The 17,221-nt window shown below is 67.4% G+C and carries 10 protein-coding genes; 1 reads left to right on the top strand and 9 read right to left on the bottom strand.

Translation table 11 applies throughout. The annotated features are described in order from the left end of the window. Positions 1–3: 3 nt before the first annotated feature. Positions 4–1,392 carry a serine/threonine-protein kinase gene (locus P0D96_RS02475; protein ID WP_408311342.1) on the top strand — a complete coding sequence of 463 codons (1,389 nt, stop codon included), beginning with the start codon at positions 4–6 and terminating at the stop codon, positions 1,390–1,392. On the opposite strand, the gene tagF is transcribed toward P0D96_RS02475, so the two are convergent. The 9 genes from tagF to tssF all read right to left on the bottom strand — a co-directional run bounded on the left by tagF (position 1,389) and on the right by tssF (position 17,188). Next, a complete protein-coding gene (gene tagF, locus P0D96_RS02470; protein ID WP_132374474.1) occupies positions 1,389–1,934 on the bottom strand; it encodes a type VI secretion system-associated protein TagF in 546 nt (181 codons plus the stop codon). The two genes, P0D96_RS02475 and tagF, sit on opposite strands and share 4 nt — an antisense overlap. Beyond that, positions 1,931–5,485, bottom strand: a complete 3,555-nt coding sequence (gene tssM / locus P0D96_RS02465) for a type VI secretion system membrane subunit TssM (protein ID WP_408311338.1) — start codon at positions 5,483–5,485, stop codon at positions 1,931–1,933. Before tssM ends, tagF begins: the two co-directional genes overlap by 4 nt. Continuing rightward, complete coding sequence (gene tssL / locus P0D96_RS02460) at positions 5,482–6,819, bottom strand: type VI secretion system protein TssL, long form (protein WP_408311335.1); 1,338 nt, start codon at positions 6,817–6,819, stop codon at positions 5,482–5,484. Before tssL ends, tssM begins: the two co-directional genes overlap by 4 nt. A gap of 65 nt (positions 6,820–6,884) precedes the next feature. Further along, positions 6,885–8,219: a type VI secretion system baseplate subunit TssK gene (gene tssK, locus P0D96_RS02455; protein ID WP_132374471.1), complete on the bottom strand. Its 1,335-nt coding sequence runs from the start codon at positions 8,217–8,219 to the stop codon at positions 6,885–6,887. A gap of 4 nt (positions 8,220–8,223) precedes the next feature. Next, positions 8,224–9,744, bottom strand: a complete 1,521-nt coding sequence (gene tagH / locus P0D96_RS02450) for a type VI secretion system-associated FHA domain protein TagH (protein WP_408311333.1) — start codon at positions 9,742–9,744, stop codon at positions 8,224–8,226. A 9-nt stretch (positions 9,745–9,753) separates the two neighbouring features. Continuing rightward, positions 9,754–11,730 (bottom strand): type VI secretion system Vgr family protein, encoded by a 1,977-nt coding sequence (locus P0D96_RS02445; RefSeq protein ID WP_408311330.1) that lies wholly within the window; start codon positions 11,728–11,730, stop codon positions 9,754–9,756. Continuing rightward, positions 11,717–14,317: a type VI secretion system ATPase TssH gene (tssH, locus tag P0D96_RS02440; protein ID WP_408311327.1), complete on the bottom strand. Its 2,601-nt coding sequence runs from the start codon at positions 14,315–14,317 to the stop codon at positions 11,717–11,719. The genes P0D96_RS02445 and tssH overlap by 14 nt, the downstream gene beginning before the upstream one ends. A gap of 4 nt (positions 14,318–14,321) precedes the next feature. Continuing rightward, positions 14,322–15,350 (bottom strand): type VI secretion system baseplate subunit TssG, encoded by a 1,029-nt coding sequence (gene tssG / locus P0D96_RS02435; protein WP_408311324.1) that lies wholly within the window; start codon positions 15,348–15,350, stop codon positions 14,322–14,324. Beyond that, complete coding sequence (tssF, locus tag P0D96_RS02430) at positions 15,335–17,188, bottom strand: type VI secretion system baseplate subunit TssF (protein ID WP_408311320.1); 1,854 nt, start codon at positions 17,186–17,188, stop codon at positions 15,335–15,337. The genes tssG and tssF overlap by 16 nt, the downstream gene beginning before the upstream one ends. Between the last annotated feature and the right edge of the window lie 33 nt (positions 17,189–17,221).

Genomic DNA, 17,221 nt, shown 5'->3' with positions numbered 1-17,221 from the left:
GCCATGCCCTCCCCGGCCGACTTCCCCGCGCGGCTCGGCCGCTACGTCATCGAACGGATACTCGGACGCGGTGCGATGGGCGTCGTGTATCTGGCCTTCGATCCGCATATCGAGCGCGAGGTGGCGCTGAAAACCATCCGGCGGGAGCTGACGCCGGGTGAAACGCCGGACGACTCCACGCACGATCTCACCGCCCGTTTTCTGAACGAAGCGCGGGCGGCGGGCCGTCTCGTTCATCCGAACATCGTGGCGGTGTACGACTACGGCGAAGCCGACGACACCGCCTTCATCACGATGGAATACGTGCGCGGCGAGAGCCTCGCGGCGCGTCTCGCGCAGCACGTGCGCGCCGGTTCGCGCATGGGGGCGCCGCGTGCGTTGCGATGGTTCGTGCAGCTGCTCGATGCGCTCGACTACGCGCACGGCGCGGGCGTCGTTCATCGCGACATCAAGCCGGCCAATCTGCTCATCGCGCAACGTGGCGAATGCAAGATCGCGGACTTCGGCATTGCGCATCTCGACACCTCGTACCTGACGCAATCCGGCACGATGCTCGGCACGCCGAGCTATATGTCGCCGGAGCAATTCACCGGGGAACCCATCGACGCGCGCGCCGACCTGTTTTCCGCCGCAGTCGTGCTGTACGAAATGCTGACCTGTGTGTGCCCCTTCACAGGAACGCCGAGCGTGGTCATGCAAAAAGTCCTCAACGACACGCCGCCGGCCCCGAGCACCATCGCGCCGGAATTGCCCGGCTATATCGACGCCATGCTGATGAAAGCATTGTCGAAGCGTACGCAAGACCGTTTCGCTTCCGCGCGCGAATGGCGCGACACGCTGCTTGCCGAACTCGCCACCTATAACGAGAACGCCGAGGACCCGGAGCGTACCGTGCTCGCCTACGCGAGTCCCGCCGCCACGCTCGATATGGCGCCCGCGTCAGAGACGTCGAAGGCGTCGAAGGCAACGAGGAATTGGCCGCCCGAATTGATCGCGCAACTGGAGGAACGGCTCGCCAGTCACGTGGGCCCGGTGGCGACCTTGCTGCTGCGGCGCGCGTCGGCGAGCGCCGCGGACGTCGACGCGCTACGCGAGCGGCTCGTCACGTACCTGCCCGACGGCGCCGCGCGCCGCGAGTTCGATTCGCTTTTGTCGCAACTGGAGGCCGGCTCATCACGCGCGCTACCGGCGCAAAAGATCAGCGTCGAGCAGGTGAGCGACGCCGCGCGTCATCTCACGACCTATCTGGGCCCGATCGCACGCGTCATCGCGCGGCGTGCGGCTGCGAGTGCGCCCGATCTGCAAACGTTCCATGCGCGTCTGCTCGACGCCGTGCCGCAACAGAAAGACCGCGACGCGCTACGTCGCGAGTGGGATACGGAACGCGATTAATCGGCATCGAGCAGGCGCAGGAACAAAGCGGCATCGAACGGCCCGTCATGATGCACGACCTCACCCACATCCGACCACCAGACGCTGTCTGCCGCGCGCGACGCGGTGCCGGATAACTGCGCCCGCAAGCCGGTCAATGACGCCTCCAACTCGGTCAGCGAAAAGGCCGGCTTGAGGGTGGAGAGCGCGAGTGCCGCGGCATCGGTATGCCACGATGAAGCCGACACGCATGCGTCGCCGTCGACCGGCCGCGCGATCACGAACGGGAAGTAGCGTCCCACCGCATCGATGCCCGGCATCAGCACGCCGGTGTGCGCTTCCTCGGCGATCACGCCGCGCCGCACAGCGAAGCACCACACGGGCATGGCGAGATACCGGCACAGCCAGTTGTCGGCATAGCGCGCGCGCGCGGCCACGAGGCCGCGCTGCAGCCATGCATCCCATTGCGCGACGAATCCGGCCGACAAGCCCCGCCTGACGAAATCGCCGTGCGTGCGGACTTTGCCGTAGAAGCCCGCGTCCATCCGATCGTCAGGTTTCATAGCGAGGCGGGGCAACGAAAGCGGTCGAGCACGCCCGCGCGAAACGGATTGTCCGCGCTGTTCGCGACGAGTGCGAGCGACACGCGGCCTCCATCGAAGGACACGTTGAAGTGATCGGCCTGACCGGACTGCTGGACGCGCGCGGCATCGAAGAGATGAAACAGCGCCCACGGTCCGTCCGCGTGCGGCGGCGTGCCTTGCGCCGGGTCGAGTTCGACGTGCGCCTGCGCCGTGCCTTTTCCGCTCGGCCACTGGAACGCGGCGGTGGCGTTCGGCGCGTCGCTGGTCGCGGTGAGTTGCTGTCCGTCGATATCGAGCACGAAGCGCTTGAGCGACGGATCGAGCGACGCGATCTTCACCGTGAAACGCACCGAGACATCCCGGCCGCCGTCGCGGAACAATGCGTCGCGCAGCATGGCCGCGTTCTGGAATTGAACCGGCACATCGTCCGGAATACCAAGCGATTTTGCTTCCGGCCGCCATTTCCACACGGCGCCCGAGGTATCCACACGATTCTGCAAATTCTTCTGGAAGAAGTCGTCGATGAGACCGCCCGGCGCCAGGATGCGCGCGAAGTCGTCCGGCGCGGCGTCGCGCGTCGATGTCTTCACGAGCGGATAGCGCCCGTCGAGCGCCTGCCTGCAAGCGGGAGCCACACTCGCCGCCCACAGCGCACTCAGTTGCGCGCGCTGACTCTGCAGTTGCACGGTGTCGGCATTGGCGGCCACGCCTTGCAGCACCGCCGCGAGCGGCGCGGGCGCGTTCTGTGAAAGCAGCTTCAGGCGATCGAGCGGGCCGGTCGCGGGCAGCGGCAACGACTGCTTGCGCGCGGTGTCGTCGGCCTGCAGCGTGGCGGCGGCATCCTTGAACGCGCCGATGGATTCATCGAGTGCCGGACCGGCCAGGTCGTGCAGCGGCTGAAAATGCGTATCGACGAGCGTGGGCGCCGGCGCTTCCCCTGCTCCCGCTCCCGTCACCAGCGCCTTGCCGAGGTTCTGCTTGAGCGCGTCCAGCTTGCCCGGCGGCGCGGGCGCCGGGGTGAACGTCGTCTCGCGCGCGGCGGCCTGAATCAGGCCGCGCAACGGCGAGGCGGGCGACCCCAGCAGATTCGCGATGCGCGCGCCCTGATCCGGCGCCGCAAACGGCACGACGCCCACATCGGCGAGCAGGCCGTCCCATTGGCGAATCGTCGCCTCGCAGTAGAGCCGCGTCAGCGCGGCGCGCAGCGCATCCGTGCCGGCGGGATCGGGACGCGCCTCCCCGCGGCCGAGCACCCAGTCGTCCTTCGACAAGTCGGCGAGCGCGGCTTCACGCAGACGCACGAACGCATCGAAGCCTGCGCGCGTGTACGCTCCATCGATGCCTTGCGTGAGCGGCGCTCCGCTCTTCCTCACGAACACCAACAGACCGCTCGGTCCGGCCGCTTTCGCGATCGTGAAGTCCGGCAGGCGAAGCTGCGCCAGTTGTTGCTCGATGCGTCCATCCAGACGCTGCGCGAGCGGCACGCGATTCAGCGTGGCCCGCGCCTGCGCGATCAGGTTCTGGTCGAGCGGCAGGTTCGCATCGAATTGCCCACGGCGGAACAAGGCTTCCAGATGCCCGTCGATGCTGGCGCGCTGCGCATCCGTCGCATTCTGGAGCGCGCCGCGCTGCCAGGCGTGCATCGCCCAGACGCGCAGCGCGGCCGGATCGAAGTGCGTCGGATCGCCGAGCATCAAATACGCTCGCAGCGCTTCGTATTGCGTGGCGGCGTTGTCGGCGTCGCCGCGGCGCAGTTGCTCCTCCATGCGCTGCACGACGATCGGCAGCAACGTCTGGCGCAACAGGCGCTGATACACGCGCTGCGCTTCCAGCCCGAGCTTCTGCCGCTGGTCGAGGCCGAGTTTCTCCCACCACGCGTCATGGCCCGCCGCGCGCTCGGCCTCGCCGCCGGGCAGATTGCGCGCGGCGTCGAGCAGCGGCAATACCGCCAGCGGATCGTCGCCGGCCGTCGTCTGCTGCGCGCGCTGGGTCAGCGCGGCGATCTGCTGGCGGCTTTCGTCGACGAAGCGGCGGTTCGCCCGGTCGGCCGCGAAAAGGCCGATCAGCCCCGCCACCAGCAACACGCCGATCACACCGATCGCGACCCGCTGAAAACGCGCACGGCGGCGCTCCACGCGCGGATTGCTGCCGGCAATGCCCGCTTCCTCGAAGATCACATCGCGAAGCAGGCGCTTAACGAAGTAAGCGCGCCCGCTCGATGAATCCGTCAGCAACACCTCGCGCTGAAGTCCGAGCGACGCCGCCATTGAACTCATCATCCGGTCGAGCGGCCTGCCGGTCTGCGTCCCGCTCGTGAAGTAGACGCCGCGAAGCATCGCGGCGCGGGCGAAGCGCGACTCGCCGAACGCGTCGTCGAGGAAGCGCTGCAACGCGCTTTCGATGCCCGCGAACTGCTGCGGAAAGGCATAGATCAGCGCGCGCCGCCGAACGTCGGTCTCCTGCTGCATGCGCTGCAGCACGCGATCCTGCAACTGCCGGTGCAGCAAATGGAATTCATCGGGAAAACGCTGCAGCGGAGAGTCAGCGTTTGCCGCGTCGTCGCGCTCCGCGAGCGGGAACGTCACGCCCCAGACCTGCTCGCGCTCGTCGCGGCCCAAGTCGTCGAAGAATTCGGCGAAGCCGGCGAGCAGATCGCTTTTCGTGACGACGACATAGACCGGCAATTGCACGCCCAGTTGCCGGTTCAATTCGGCGAGGCGTTCGCGCACGGACGCGGCATGCTTCGCGCGCGCCGCATCGGTCTGCTGCAGCAGATCGGTGGCCGACACGACGGTCATCACACCGTTCAGCGGACGGCGCGGCCGGTACTTGCGCAGCAAGGCGAGAAAGCCGAGCCATGCGCCGCGATCGGCCTCCTCGTGACTGTCCTGGGTCGTGAAGCGGCCCGCGGTGTCGAGCAGCACGGCGTCGTCGGCGAACCACCAGTCGCAGTGGCGCGTGCCGCCCACGCCGCCGATCGCCTGCGCGCCGAGCCGGTCCGCGAGCGGAAAGCGCAGCCCCGAGTGCACGAGCGCGGTCGTCTTGCCCGCGCCCGGCGCGCCGACGAACATGTACCAGGGCAAGTCGTAGAGCGTGCGGCGGCGCAAGTTCAGCCATGCAAGAACGCCGCGCATTTTGCCTTGGCCTGGGCCCTTGCCTTCCGACGGGCCCTGCACATGCCGCAGCGTTTTGATGGCCTCTTCGAAACGCGTGCGTAAGACAGCGAGGTCGGCAGCCGCGGCCTTGCGCGCCGGACTCGGTTCGCGATTCGCCGGATCGAGCGCATCGGCGACGATCCCGCGCACGAAATTCGAGCTCGCGATGCGCGTCTTCACGAAGCGGACTCCCCACCAGAGCGCCCAGCACGCGAAGATGAACGCGACGGCCAGCCAGCGGCGCGACTCGCTTTCGAGCGGCGCGTGGCCGTCGAATGCGAACAATGGGCCTTCGAACCACACGAGCGCCGACAGCGCCAGCACGCCGGCAAACGATACGGCTGCCGGTCTCCTCAATCCGTTCAACCACTTCATGGCGCCGCTCCTGGCGAAAGAATGTCGATGGTCACGCGCCGGTTCCGCGCGCGTCCGGCCGGGGTGTCGTTCGATGCGACCGGCTCGGTGTCGCCGCGGCCTTCGGCGGTGACGCGCGAAGGCGTGTCGAGCTTCGCGGCGATGATGGCCCGCACCGTGTCCGCACGCGCCTGCGACAGCGCGACGTTGGAGGGGAACTGCGCCGACACGATGCGCTGGTTGTCCGTGTGCCCGATCACGACGATGTTGCCGGGCTTGTCCCGCAAGGCCAGCGCGATGCGCAGCATCAACGGCGCGAAATGCGCGTCGAGCTCCGCGCTGCCCGAGGCGAACAGCTGCGTGCCTTCGGCGGCGTTGTTGATCGTCACGGTGGTCCGGTCGGCGGACTCGCCGACCGAGACGAGGCCTTGCGCGATCTCCGGCGCGAGGAATCCGGCGAGCGCCGCCGAGAGCCTCGGCGCGGCGCTCGTCTTCGCCGCCAGCACCGGCGCCGGCGCGACGCGGATCGCGCGCATGGAGGCGAACACCGGATCGGAGAAGTCGTTGATGCGAATGGCGAGCACGAGGCTCGTCGCCATCAGAACCAGCCCGGCGAGCGCCAGCGCGACCCACAGCGGCACGAACTGCAGCAGCCGCTTGCGCTCGCGCGCCGCGGGCTGCCAGTGCGGCGAGAGCGCCCGTTCGATCGTGCCGCGCTGCGTGCGAATCATCTGCTCGAGCCGTTCGCGGATCACGTCGAGCTGCGTCTTGCCGCCTTCGATCAGCCGGTAGCGTCCGTCGAAGCCGAGCGCGAGCATCACGTAGATCAGCTCGAGCATGTCGATGTCGACCGCCGGGGTCTGCACGAGGCGCTGCAAAATCACGAAGAGCCGTTCGCCGCCCGACGCTTCGTTATGAAACGTCACGAGCAGGCTGCGCCGGCCCCACACGCCCGCACCCCAGGGCGTCGCCGCGATCGCCTCGTCGATGAACGTGCACAGGCAATAGCGCGCGGGGCCGAGTTGCGCATCCGGCACGCCGAAGGAACGGCCGTCGGCTTCGAAGCGGCGCATCATCTGGATCAGTTGCGTGCGCAAGGCGTCGAGGTCCGGATGACTCGCGAGCCTCCGCAGCGGCAGCGCCAGTTCAAGGAGCGGATTGGCCGCCCGCAAGAGCGGATTGCGCCCGGCGAGCGAGGCATCGAGCGGTGCAAGCGCGAGCGCGTCCGGCTTTCCCTGCTGTTTCGCCTCTGGCCTGGCGGACTCGCGCCCGCGGCCCGGCGTCGGCATTCTGATGGTGCGCGCGGCGTCGAGAAACTCCGCGTCGTCAAGCGTCGGATCGGTGTTGTCGGTCATGGAAGAGTCCTTGTTTCGGCGCCTTCGATTGGCGTGGCGTCATGGGCGTGGCGTCGTCGGCATGGTCAGCGGCGGATGGCCCAGCATTCCATTGCGAGTCCGGGGAATTCCCCCGCCACGTGCAGCGCCATGCCGGCCGATGAGCCGAGCGAAGCCCACGCATCGCTCTTGTCGTCGAGCTCGAAATAGGTGTAGCCCGCGTGAAACGGCAACTGACGCGGCGCTACAGGCAGCGCGCGCAAGCCAATGCCGGGCAACTGCAGATTGACGAGATCGCGGATCTTCTCGATGCTGCCGATCTTCACCTGGCTGCCGAACGCCGAGAGCAGCGTCTCGGTGGGCACTTGTGCGCGCACGGCGAGCACGAACGTCGCGCTCGTGAAGAGCGACCGATCCGCGACCTGCGCCACCCGCAAACCGTATTTGCGCTCCTCGAGCGGGATCGACACGACCTGCGGGTCCGCCACGCGGCTCAACGCAAGCCGCAACGCGTCGATCACCGGCGCGAAGGTCTCCTTCAGGCGCTCGTGACGATACGCCGGAAACAGCGGCGGCCGCCGCTCGCGCTGGCTGAAGGTCGCGAGCTCGCCGGCGAGCGCCACGCACGCCTGATACAGCGTTTCGGGATGCAAGCCGGTCATCGCGCCGAAATGCGCGACGAGCGGTTGCGCGCGGTTGACGATCTGCAGCAGCAGAAAATCCGAAATCTCCGCCATGCCCGCGCCGTCGGGCTGCGCAAGCCTGCCCGCGAGCGCTTCGCCGCGTTGCTGCAAGAGCCCGCTCAGTTCCGCCGCGAAGCGCCCGAGCCCGTCCGCGACGCGATAGTCGAGGCACGGCGGGCAATAGTCGCCGTCGAGCAGAATGCGCGAGTCGCTCAGGCGTTCGGTCACCCGCGCGACGCCCGCATATGCGTGCGCGTGCGCGACGTCGGGTTCGAGCGCGAGACGCAGGCGCAGCTTGCCGATCTGCAACAGCGTGGCGAGCGCGTCCGGGTCGTTGCTGTCGTGAACCTCGAAATCGCCGGCGCCGTAGCGGGCCAGATTCTCCGCGCTGTCGGCGCCGCCGGACTCCGGCGCGCCCGGCCGGCGCACCGGCAACGCCAGCACGACCAGCTGGTTCGAGGTGCCTTCCGGAATATCGAGCGGCACCGGCAAATCGCCGTCGGCAGGCAGGTTGAACGGCGTGCCATCGGGCAACACGCCGGCAGCCGAGCGCAGCGCGAGCTTGCCGAGCTTCAGGAGCGCCTCGTCGAGCTCCAGCTTCGTGAAGCCCCAGCCATACGCGCGCAGACCTCCCGCGCGGCCTTCGAGTTGCGTCTCGATGTGCCGGTCGTGCTGCTGCAGATGCTGCGGCTGAAGGAACATGCCTTCCGACCAGATAACCTTATTGTTCCAGTACATGGCGTCAGTTTTTTGAGGATTTCAGTGCGTCGAGCTGCGCCTGATAGGCACGGCCGAACGGTTCGCCGAAGCTGCGCTGGAGGTCGTCGCCCGCGTCGCGCGCCACGTGCTCCCAGGTCTCGACGAAGCGTTGCCACAAGCGCGCGCGGCGGTTGCCGATGAGCGCGTCGAGACCGCTCGGCGCGTCGAGCGAACGTTCGATGGCGCTCGGATCGATGCGCTCCATCGCGTGAGCGAGCGCGGCGCGCATGCCGGCGACCATCGCGAGTTCGTGCGCCTGGATATCGCGGAACGCCGCACGCATGGCTTCCTGCGGCGGCAGATAGCCGTTGCCGCGCGCGCCGAGCATTTGCGCGAGGGCCCGGTCCGCATCGGGGAAGAACTTGAGCGGGTTGTTGTCGCGCTCTTCGATCATCGTGATCGCCATGCGTGTCTCGCGCTTGGTCATGGCGCGCGAGCGCAAGGCCGTCATGGCGCCTTGAGTCGCTTCGCGCAGCATCGTGCCCGCGAGGCGCGCAAGCTCCGCGGGCTCGACGTGGCTCACGGCGGCGGGCTCGATGCCGAGTCCTTCGATCAGCGCGTCGAGCAACGAGGCGTGATCGGCGTGCGGTTTGGCGTGGGGTTTGGCGTGCGGGTTGGCGTGCGGGTTGGCGTGCGGGTTGGCGTGCTGGTTGGCGTGCTGGTTGACATGCGGCTCGCGGCGCTCGCGCGCTTCATGAACCGGCAAGCGCGTTGGCATCGACGTGAATTCGGGATTCGGCAGAGGCAGGCCGGGCATATCGTCATCTCGCGCCAGCGAAGGCGGCTCCGGCACCGCGGGCATCACCGAGAAAGCCTGTTCCGGCGACACATGCTCGAAGCTGCGCGACAACGGCACGGGCTTCGCCACCGCACGCGCGCCGATATCGCGCAGCGGATCGCCGGGACTGAGCGCGTCGATCAGCGCCTGATCGGCGTCGCCGCGGAAGTGGCCGGGCTCGCGCAGAAGCGGCGTCGCGGCCAGCGGGTCGGGCAGGAACAGCGCGTGCGCGCCATCAACCGGTGCCGCATCGTGCGGCCCGTTCCAGTCGTCGGGGATCAGGGGGGCGGGCGGCGGCGCTTCGAACTCCGGCGTACCCGGCATGCCCTGCACGCTCGACGACGGCAGTGCGTCGGGCCACGACTGCGTCATGATGGTCTGGTCGACCACGAAGCCGCTGCCTGCTTCGCCGGTTGTGTCGCCGGTTGCCGAGACAACGAGCGTGTACGCGCCGATCCTCAGGCAATCGCCCTCCTTCAGCGGCGCCTCGTGCGTGCCGTCCAGCGCGCGATCGTTGAGCAGCGTCGGATTGCTGCCCGCATCGATGAGCACATACGCGTTCTCACGCCGTTCGATGCGCGCCTGGATGCGCGAGATGCCGCGCTGCCCGTCGCTCAGCACCATCGTGCAATCCGGCGCGCGGCCGATCGTGGCGCCCTCGCCTTCGATCTCGATCGCGCGTGGCGACGCGCCTTCGCCGCTTTGCACCGTCAATGTCATTCTCATTGGGTTCTCCTATTTGCGGACCTTGCGCGTGCCGTCGTCAGCGTCGCGCGGCGGCGTGGGCGGCGGCGGCGGTGTCGTCAACGGCACGGGGGGCACGCCCGGACCGAGCGGAATCGGGAAGCTCGACATCTCGATCGTTTCGGGACCGATGAGGATGTACGACGCCCCGGCTCGCAGCGCGATGGTCGCGCTCGACTCGATCTCGACCGCCACGCCCGCCTTGATCTGCACCGCCACGCCCGCGTTGAGCGCATAGGCTTCGCCGACGAACTGGTTGTGCGTGGTCATGGTCGCGGCCGACACGCTGCCGAGCACGCTGGACTTGCTGCTGCCGCGCACCGCGTCGTTGCGCGTGCCGCGCGTCTCGCGGAATTCGTTGCCATCGATGCGCACGTGGCGCTCGCCGGATACGTTCATCAGCGCGTCGTGCCGGACCCAGGTCTCGTGATCGCGCTCGGCGTGGAAGAACAACTGTTCGTCGCCCTTGCGGTCGTCGAAGCGCACCTCGTTGTAGCCATTGCCGCCCTTGGTGGACTGGCTCTTCATCGTCGATACCGCGCTCCCGGCCGGCAACTCGTAGGGCGGCATGTTCGTCGAGTTGTAGACCGCGCCCGTGATGACCGGCCGGTCCGGATCGCCCTCGATAAACTCGACCAGCACCTCCTGCCCGACGCGCGGCAGGAACATCGCGCCCCAGCGCCGGTTCGCCCAGCTTTGCGCGACGCGCACCCAGCACCGGTCGAGCCGGTTCGCGCCGTCCGGCTGCGTGAGCTGCTCCCAGTGAAACTGCACCTTCACACGGCCGTACTGGTCCGTGAGAATCTCCTCGCCCGGCGGACCGATCACGACAGCAGTCTGCGGGCCGCCCACGCGCGGAACCGGCGTGGTCTTCGGCGTGCGGAACGTGTTGTCGCTGCGAATCGCGCGGAAGCTGCAATCGAAGATGGGCAGCGTGGAATCGCTTGTCGACACATACGCGTCGGAGACGATTTCCGCGCGATTCTCGATCACGAGGTACTGCCGGTTCTGCGCGCCGCCCGGATGATCCCGAAGCCGGAACAGTCCGCCCGCCGCCATGCCGCGCGACGTGGAGCGCCCTTCGATGGCATCGTTCTGCGCCTGGTGAATCTCGACGTTGACGCGGGCAAGCCGTTCTCCATCGCCTGCCTTGACGTGCCCCGTCAGGTGCTCCTGCATCAGATAGCGCGGCGGATCGAAGGGCGCGCTGCGCGTCGCGCGCGCGACCATCCCTTCGCTGTTGCTGACCGAGGCCTTCTCGAAGTCGTAGTCGTTCACTTCGTAGCGGCCGGTCTGCAGCGTCGCGCCCGACATCCAGCGGTACACGCATTCTTCATCCTGCTCGGGCGTATCCCAGGCCTGAAACGGAATCGACTCGTAGTGCGCGATCGGCCGATGCTCGGCGCTCGAATCCGTGAGTACGAGTGTGTGCTTGCCGCCCGCATGCTCGAAGAAATAGTGGATGCCTTCGCGTTCCAGAAGCCGGCTGACGAAATCGAAATCGGTCTCCCGGTACTGCACGCAATGCTCGAGCGCCGGATAGCTCGCCGTGCAGGCATTGCGAAAGTCGATGTCGAACGACTCCAGCACCTGCGTGACGATCTGCGGGACCGTGCGCTGGTAGAAGAACCGCCGGTGCGACGCCTGCGTGAGCAGCCATAGCCGCGGGTGCACGACGGCGTCGTAGCGCGCCATGCGGTTGTGGGTGGTGTCGCCTGGCGCGATCAGACGCAGTGTCGTCACGATGCCGTTGAACTGGCGCTCGCCGCCGGCCGGATAGTCGAGCGTGACGGACAGGTTCTCGCCCAGCACCGTGCCGGGGTCGATATCGTTGCGCGTGCTCAGGAACACCAGCTCGAAACGGCTCAGGCGGCCCAGGGCTTCGCTCGCGGACATCCGCAGGAAGATGGCCTCGTCGCCGAGCGGCGCGCACTGCATGCGCACGTGGCGCGTGCTAGTCGAAGGCATAGGTGAACTCCTCTTGCTCGACGCCGACGTGCACGCGCGCGAGCGAGCGGCCGTCCATCACGCGTGTCAGGAACTCCGTGCTGATGCGCGGCAGCACACTGTTGGTGAGAATCGCGTCGATCATGCGGCCGCCGCTTTCGAGGCGCGTGCACCGCAGCGCAATCTGGGCGACGACCGCTTCGTCGTAGGTGAACGGCACCTGGTGCGTGCGCGTTACGCGGTCGGCCACGCGTCCGAGTTGCAGGCGGATGATCGCGCGCAGCATGTCGTCGGAGAGCGGGTAATACGGGATCGTCACCATGCGCCCGAGCAACGCGGGCGGGAACGTGTGCAGCAATTGCGCGTGCAGTTCCTGTTCGATGACGTCCAGCGGCGGCCAATCGTTCGGATCGCGGCACAGTTCGGCAATGCAGTCGGTGCCCGCATTGGTGGTCAACAGGATCAGCGTGTTGCGAAAGTCGATGGAGCGGCCTTCGCTGTCCTCCATCCGGCCTTTGTCGAAAACCTGAAAGAACAGCTCGTGGACGTCGGGATGCGCCTTCTCGACTTCATCGAGCAACACGACGCTATGCGGGCGGCGGCGCACGGCTTCGGTGAGCACGCCGCCTTCGCCGAAACCGACATAGCCGGGCGGCGCGCCCTTCAACAGCGAGACCGTGTGCGCCTCCTGGTACTCGCTCATGTTGATCGTGATCAGATTCTGTTCGCCGCCGTACAACACCTCGGCCAGCGCCAGCGCGGTCTCGGTCTTGCCGACGCCGGACGTGCCGGCGAGCAGGAATACGCCCACGGGCTTGTCCGGATTGTCCAACCCCGCGCGGGAGGTCTGCACGCGCCGGGCGATCATCTGCGTCGCATGCTGCTGGCCGATGATGCGGCCGTCGAGCAGTTCGTTCAGCCGCAACACGTTGCCTATTTCGTTCTTCAGCATGTTCAGCACGGGCACGCCCGTCCAGTCCTGCACGACCGCCGCGACCGCGTGACGATCGACGCCCGGCAGAATCAGCGGCGCGTCGCCTTGATGCTGCGCGAGGCGCGCCTGCTGCTCCCGCAGCGCGGCGAGATCGGCCTCGGGCGCGCCATCGCGAAGCTGGGCGCGGCGCGCGAGAATGTCCTTCACCATCTCGCGCTCGATGCGCCAGCGCGCGTCGAGTTCGGCGAGGCGCTCCGTTTCGCGCTGCAACGCAGCCGATGCCGCCTCATGACGCGCCGTCGTGTCGATACCAATCGCACTTTCGCGCGCGATCACTTCCAGTTCCGTGTTCAGCGCGTCGATGCGCTTGCGGGCGTCGTCCACTTCCGGCGGCGTGGCGTGCTGGCTGACCGCGACGCGGGCGCATGCTGTATCGAGCAGGCTCACGGACTTGTCGGGCAACTGCCGCGCCGGAAGATACCGATGCGAAAGCCGCACGGCCGCCTCGACGGCCTCGTCGAGAATCTGCACACCGTGATGCGCCTCCAGCGCATGCGCGATGCCGCGCATCATCGTGACCGCGCGCGTCTCGTCGGGCTCGCGGACCTGCACGACCTGGAAGCGCCGCGTGAGCGCCGGATCCTTTTCGATGTGCCGCCGATACTCCGACCACGTCGTCGCCGCGATCGTGCGCACGCTGCCGCGCGCGAGCGCCGGCTTCAGCAGGTTCGCGGCGTCGCCCGTGCCGGCCGCGCCGCCCGCGCCGATCAACGTGTGGGCTTCGTCGATGAAGAGAATCACCGCTCGCTCGGCCGACTGCACTTCCTCCAGCACCTGGCGCAAGCGCGCCTCGAACTCGCCCTTCATGCCCGCGCCGGCCTGGAGCAGTGCGACATCGAGCGTGCGCAGCGTCACGTCGCGCAGCGCGGGCGGCACGTCGCCCGCCACGATGCGATGCGCGAGACCTTCCACCACCGCCGTCTTGCCCACACCGGCCTCGCCCGCCAGCAGCGGATTGTTCTGCCGGCGGCGCATGAGAATGTCGATCACCTGACGAATCTCGTCGTCGCGGCCGACGATCGGATCGAGCTTGCCGGCGCGCGCCTGTTCCGTCAGGTCGAGCGTGAAGCGCTGCAAGGCGTCCTGCGTGCCGGGTGACGTGTCCAACGTGCGCGTCACGGCGGGCTCCAGTGCCGCTTCGGGCGAACCGTCGAGCACGCTGGCGAAATCGTCGGCGAGTTCGTCGACCTTCACACGATCGAATTCGCGCGAAATGCCGCGCAGCGCGTTACGCAATGCGGGCGTCTGCAGGGCCCCGATCAGCACATGCGCGCTGCGGACCTTTTGCGCGTCGAACAGCAGCGAGCCGTAGACCCAGCCGCGCTCGACGGCCTCCTCCATCTGCGACGAGATATCCGTGATCGACGTCGAGCCGCGCGGCAGACGATCGAGCGCATCGGTCAAGTCGCGCGCGAGCACGGCGGTCTCGATACCGAAATGCCGGATCACGCGATGCAGGTCCGAATCCGGCAACTGCAACAACTGATGCAGCCAGTGCACGAACTCCACATACGGATTGCCGCGCAGCCGGCAGAACGTGGTCGCGCTTTCCATTGCGCGAAAGCTGAGCGTGTCGAGTTTGCCGAACATGACGGCGCGGCTGATGTCTGCCATTGAACTATTCCTTTGCGCGATGTGAAGTGGAGTGTGAGGTGGGTGGTTTGAGCATCAGTTGCCTTGCGTCGGCGGTCGCCGCGCGAGCATGCAGCCAGGTGGTGTAGCCCAGACGCTGACGACGGCCGAGCGCGAGGCGCGGCACTTCGGATTGACGCAACTGGAGATTGACGTCCCAGTCGAGCGGATCGCGCACGTAGAGACGCACCCAGTCGGTCAGGCGCACGAGGCTCGCGCCACCCGGAAGGAAGCGCTGATAGTCGCGCATGGAGAGCGGCCCGAGCACCACGCGAAACTTGTGTTGCCGGTCGAAGATGCGCGCGCCGAGCATCGTGCCGACACCCAGTCGTGCGCTCTCGTCGCGCGTGCCCAGACGGCTCATCGAATGCGCGGGCAAATTCATCCAGTGGCCGACGTTTTCGAGCACGTCGACCGGCAGACCGAAGAAACGCGCCAGGACGAGCCGCAAACCCGCGGCGTGCCGCGTGCCGCCGGCAAGCAGTCCGGCGAAGTGCAGCTTGGCGAAATCGGGCACGCTGTCGCGCTTGCGCAGCGCGGGCTCGCCGAGACCGAAGGTCGTGCCCACATAAGCGGAAAAACGGTCGCCGTTGTCGCGATCGAGGCTCACTACCGGCTGCGCCACCGCCCACGCGCGATAGAACAACGACGCGATCCGATGATGAAACACGTCGAGAAAGCGCGCGAAAGTAGGATCGCCGGCATTGCGCGCGCGGTCACGCACGTATTCGGTCAGGTGCGTCGGCATCGGGCCATTCGGTCCGAGCAAGCCCAGGAAATTCACGACGAGTTTCGGCGCAGCCTCGCCCGCGGTCGCGAAATGGCGCAGCGTGGTCGGGAAGAAAATCAGCTCGGGCTCCTGTCCGAAGCGCACGGCATCTTCGCGCGGACGCAGCGACGAACCGACGCGCGGCAAGCCCGGATACGCACATTCGACGAGACGTACCGCCTGAAAGAAGTCGAAGCGGTTCGCATCGGCGGAGAAACGATCGAGCAAGGTCAGAGCGTCCGGCATTGCCCGCTCCCTGGCGCCCAGCGCATGAGTTCACCGCGCGTCACACTGGACACGATCGTTTCGGTGAACGAGTTCATCGACACGTACTGCGTGAAAAACCGCGCGAGCACTGCGCCGAACAGGAATGCGCCCGCGCCTTCAAAGCCGCTTTCGTCGAGCAGCACCTCGATCGCGAGGCCGCGGCCGAACACGATCGGCCCTCGCGAAGGCAAGCGCCGCGTGACCGGCGCCGAGCGGATGGAGCGCAAGCCGTCGATCTGCCGTGCCGCGGCGCTGTCGCCGGTGGGCGCGTACAGCCCGAGGAGATCGCGCATGGCGCGCGCGCCGCTGCCGTCGGCATCGTCCACGAGCGACGCATAGTTGAGCGACAGATGACTCAGCAGACGCCACGCAACCGGCCCTTCCGCATACGACGGCAGCGGACGGCTGGGACCGCCGATGCATCGCACGCTCGACACGGGCGCCTCGAGTTCGAGCGTGAAGTCCGTCTCGCCCTGCCCGCGCGGCATGCTCAGCGTCAGGTCGCGATTCGTGCACAGCACGCTCACACCCAGTTGCTGGAGGTCCGCCGGATACGGCGCCTCGCGCGTATCGACCAGCGCGAGCCAGGTTTCGCTGCCGGTATAGGACGAGCGGGCGCCACGCTCGTCCCGCTGCGCCGGAAGCAGCCGCTTTTCGCGCCGTACCTGATAGAAGGCGTGTCCCGGCTCGTCGCTTCCCAGATCGCGTGCACGATAGAACGGCTGAAACTCGATCGGCCCGCCGCCGCCCGACCGATAGCCGGTGACGCTTTCCACCCGGTACACCTCGAAGTCCCGCGGGCGCGTGCGATCCACCACGACGTGGTGCTCGAATTGTTCACCCGTGACCGGAATGCGATCGGTGCGGCGCGCGAACAGATTGATCGCGGGCGTGCAATGCAGCGCGAAATTGGCCTCGTCGACGATCTGTTCGAGCGCCGGGTCGATCTTCGACAGCAGCACGATCAACTCGATTTCATCGCGTTCGCAGCGCTGGAAATGCAGGCGCAAGCCGTCGATGCCGATGAACATGAAGCGTTGCGCGAACGCAAAATACTCCTGCAGCAAGCGATAGCCGGGAAACGACTGCTCGCTCACGGGCAACAAGGCTTCATCGTCGGAGAAGCCGAGGGGGCGCAGGGCCGAGGGCGGCAATACCGCATCGGGCAGCGCCACGCCGAGCGCCGAGCCCAGCAGCAATTCATATAGCCGCGCGGCCAGACCGTCGCCGCCGCGCAGATGAATCGGCAGATGATCGAATGCAAGGTCGCTGAATTTCAGCTTGTTCAGCGCGCGCAGCTTGAGGCGCAGGCCGGCCTTCACGCCCTGCGGCAGCCTTGCATCGACGCCGGGCAGCGTGCCGCTGTGCGTAAAGAGGCGCGCCTCGACGAGTTCGATTGGAGACAGCGTGAGCGCGTGCGCGGTGCGGAATTCGCAACGCGTGGAGCGCTCGCCGTCGAGCCTGCCGAACAGCGCCGTGCCGCGCGGAATCACCACGCCGTCGGCAAGCGCGGGATGCGTCATGTCGGGCTGCATTTCGACGATCGTCATTGCCGGCGTGGGCGCGAGGTAATGCGGGTACACCAGCTCGGCCAGATGCTCCGTGAAACGCGGGAACTCGGCGGCGATCTTCATCTGCACGCGCGCGGCGAGAAAGCCGAAGCCTTCCAGCAGCCGCTCCACGTACGGATCGGCGCACTCGAAGCCTTCCAGCCCGAGCCGGCTCGCGATCTTCGGAAACGCCTTCGCGAACTCGCCGCCCATCTCGCGGACGTGCTGAAGCTCCTCGCTGTAGTACTGAATCAGGTCCGGGTTCATGGCGTGGGATTTCCTGGTATGGCTTCGATGCAA

It is taken from the genome of Paraburkholderia sp. RL17-347-BIC-D (assembly GCF_046027915.1).
GTDB lineage: Bacteria > Pseudomonadota > Gammaproteobacteria > Burkholderiales > Burkholderiaceae > Paraburkholderia.
The sequence above is the reverse complement of the archived record's forward strand: the minus strand, read 5'-3'. Positions and strand labels throughout refer to the sequence as shown.

Coding starts and splice junctions, on each gene's coding strand:
- P0D96_RS02475 (WP_408311342.1), top strand. CDS start 4: ATGCCCTCCCCGGCCGACTTCCCCGCGCGGCTCGGCCGCTACGTCATC.
- tagF (WP_132374474.1), bottom strand. CDS start 1,934: ATGAAACCTGACGATCGGATGGACGCGGGCTTCTACGGCAAAGTCCGC.
- tssM (WP_408311338.1), bottom strand. CDS start 5,485: ATGAAGTGGTTGAACGGATTGAGGAGACCGGCAGCCGTATCGTTTGCC.
- tssL (WP_408311335.1), bottom strand. CDS start 6,819: ATGACCGACAACACCGATCCGACGCTTGACGACGCGGAGTTTCTCGAC.
- tssK (WP_132374471.1), bottom strand. CDS start 8,219: ATGTACTGGAACAATAAGGTTATCTGGTCGGAAGGCATGTTCCTTCAG.
- tagH (WP_408311333.1), bottom strand. CDS start 9,744: ATGAGAATGACATTGACGGTGCAAAGCGGCGAAGGCGCGTCGCCACGC.
- P0D96_RS02445 (WP_408311330.1), bottom strand. CDS start 11,730: ATGCCTTCGACTAGCACGCGCCACGTGCGCATGCAGTGCGCGCCGCTC.
- tssH (WP_408311327.1), bottom strand. CDS start 14,317: ATGGCAGACATCAGCCGCGCCGTCATGTTCGGCAAACTCGACACGCTC.
- tssG (WP_408311324.1), bottom strand. CDS start 15,350: ATGCCGGACGCTCTGACCTTGCTCGATCGTTTCTCCGCCGATGCGAAC.
- tssF (WP_408311320.1), bottom strand. CDS start 17,188: ATGAACCCGGACCTGATTCAGTACTACAGCGAGGAGCTTCAGCACGTC.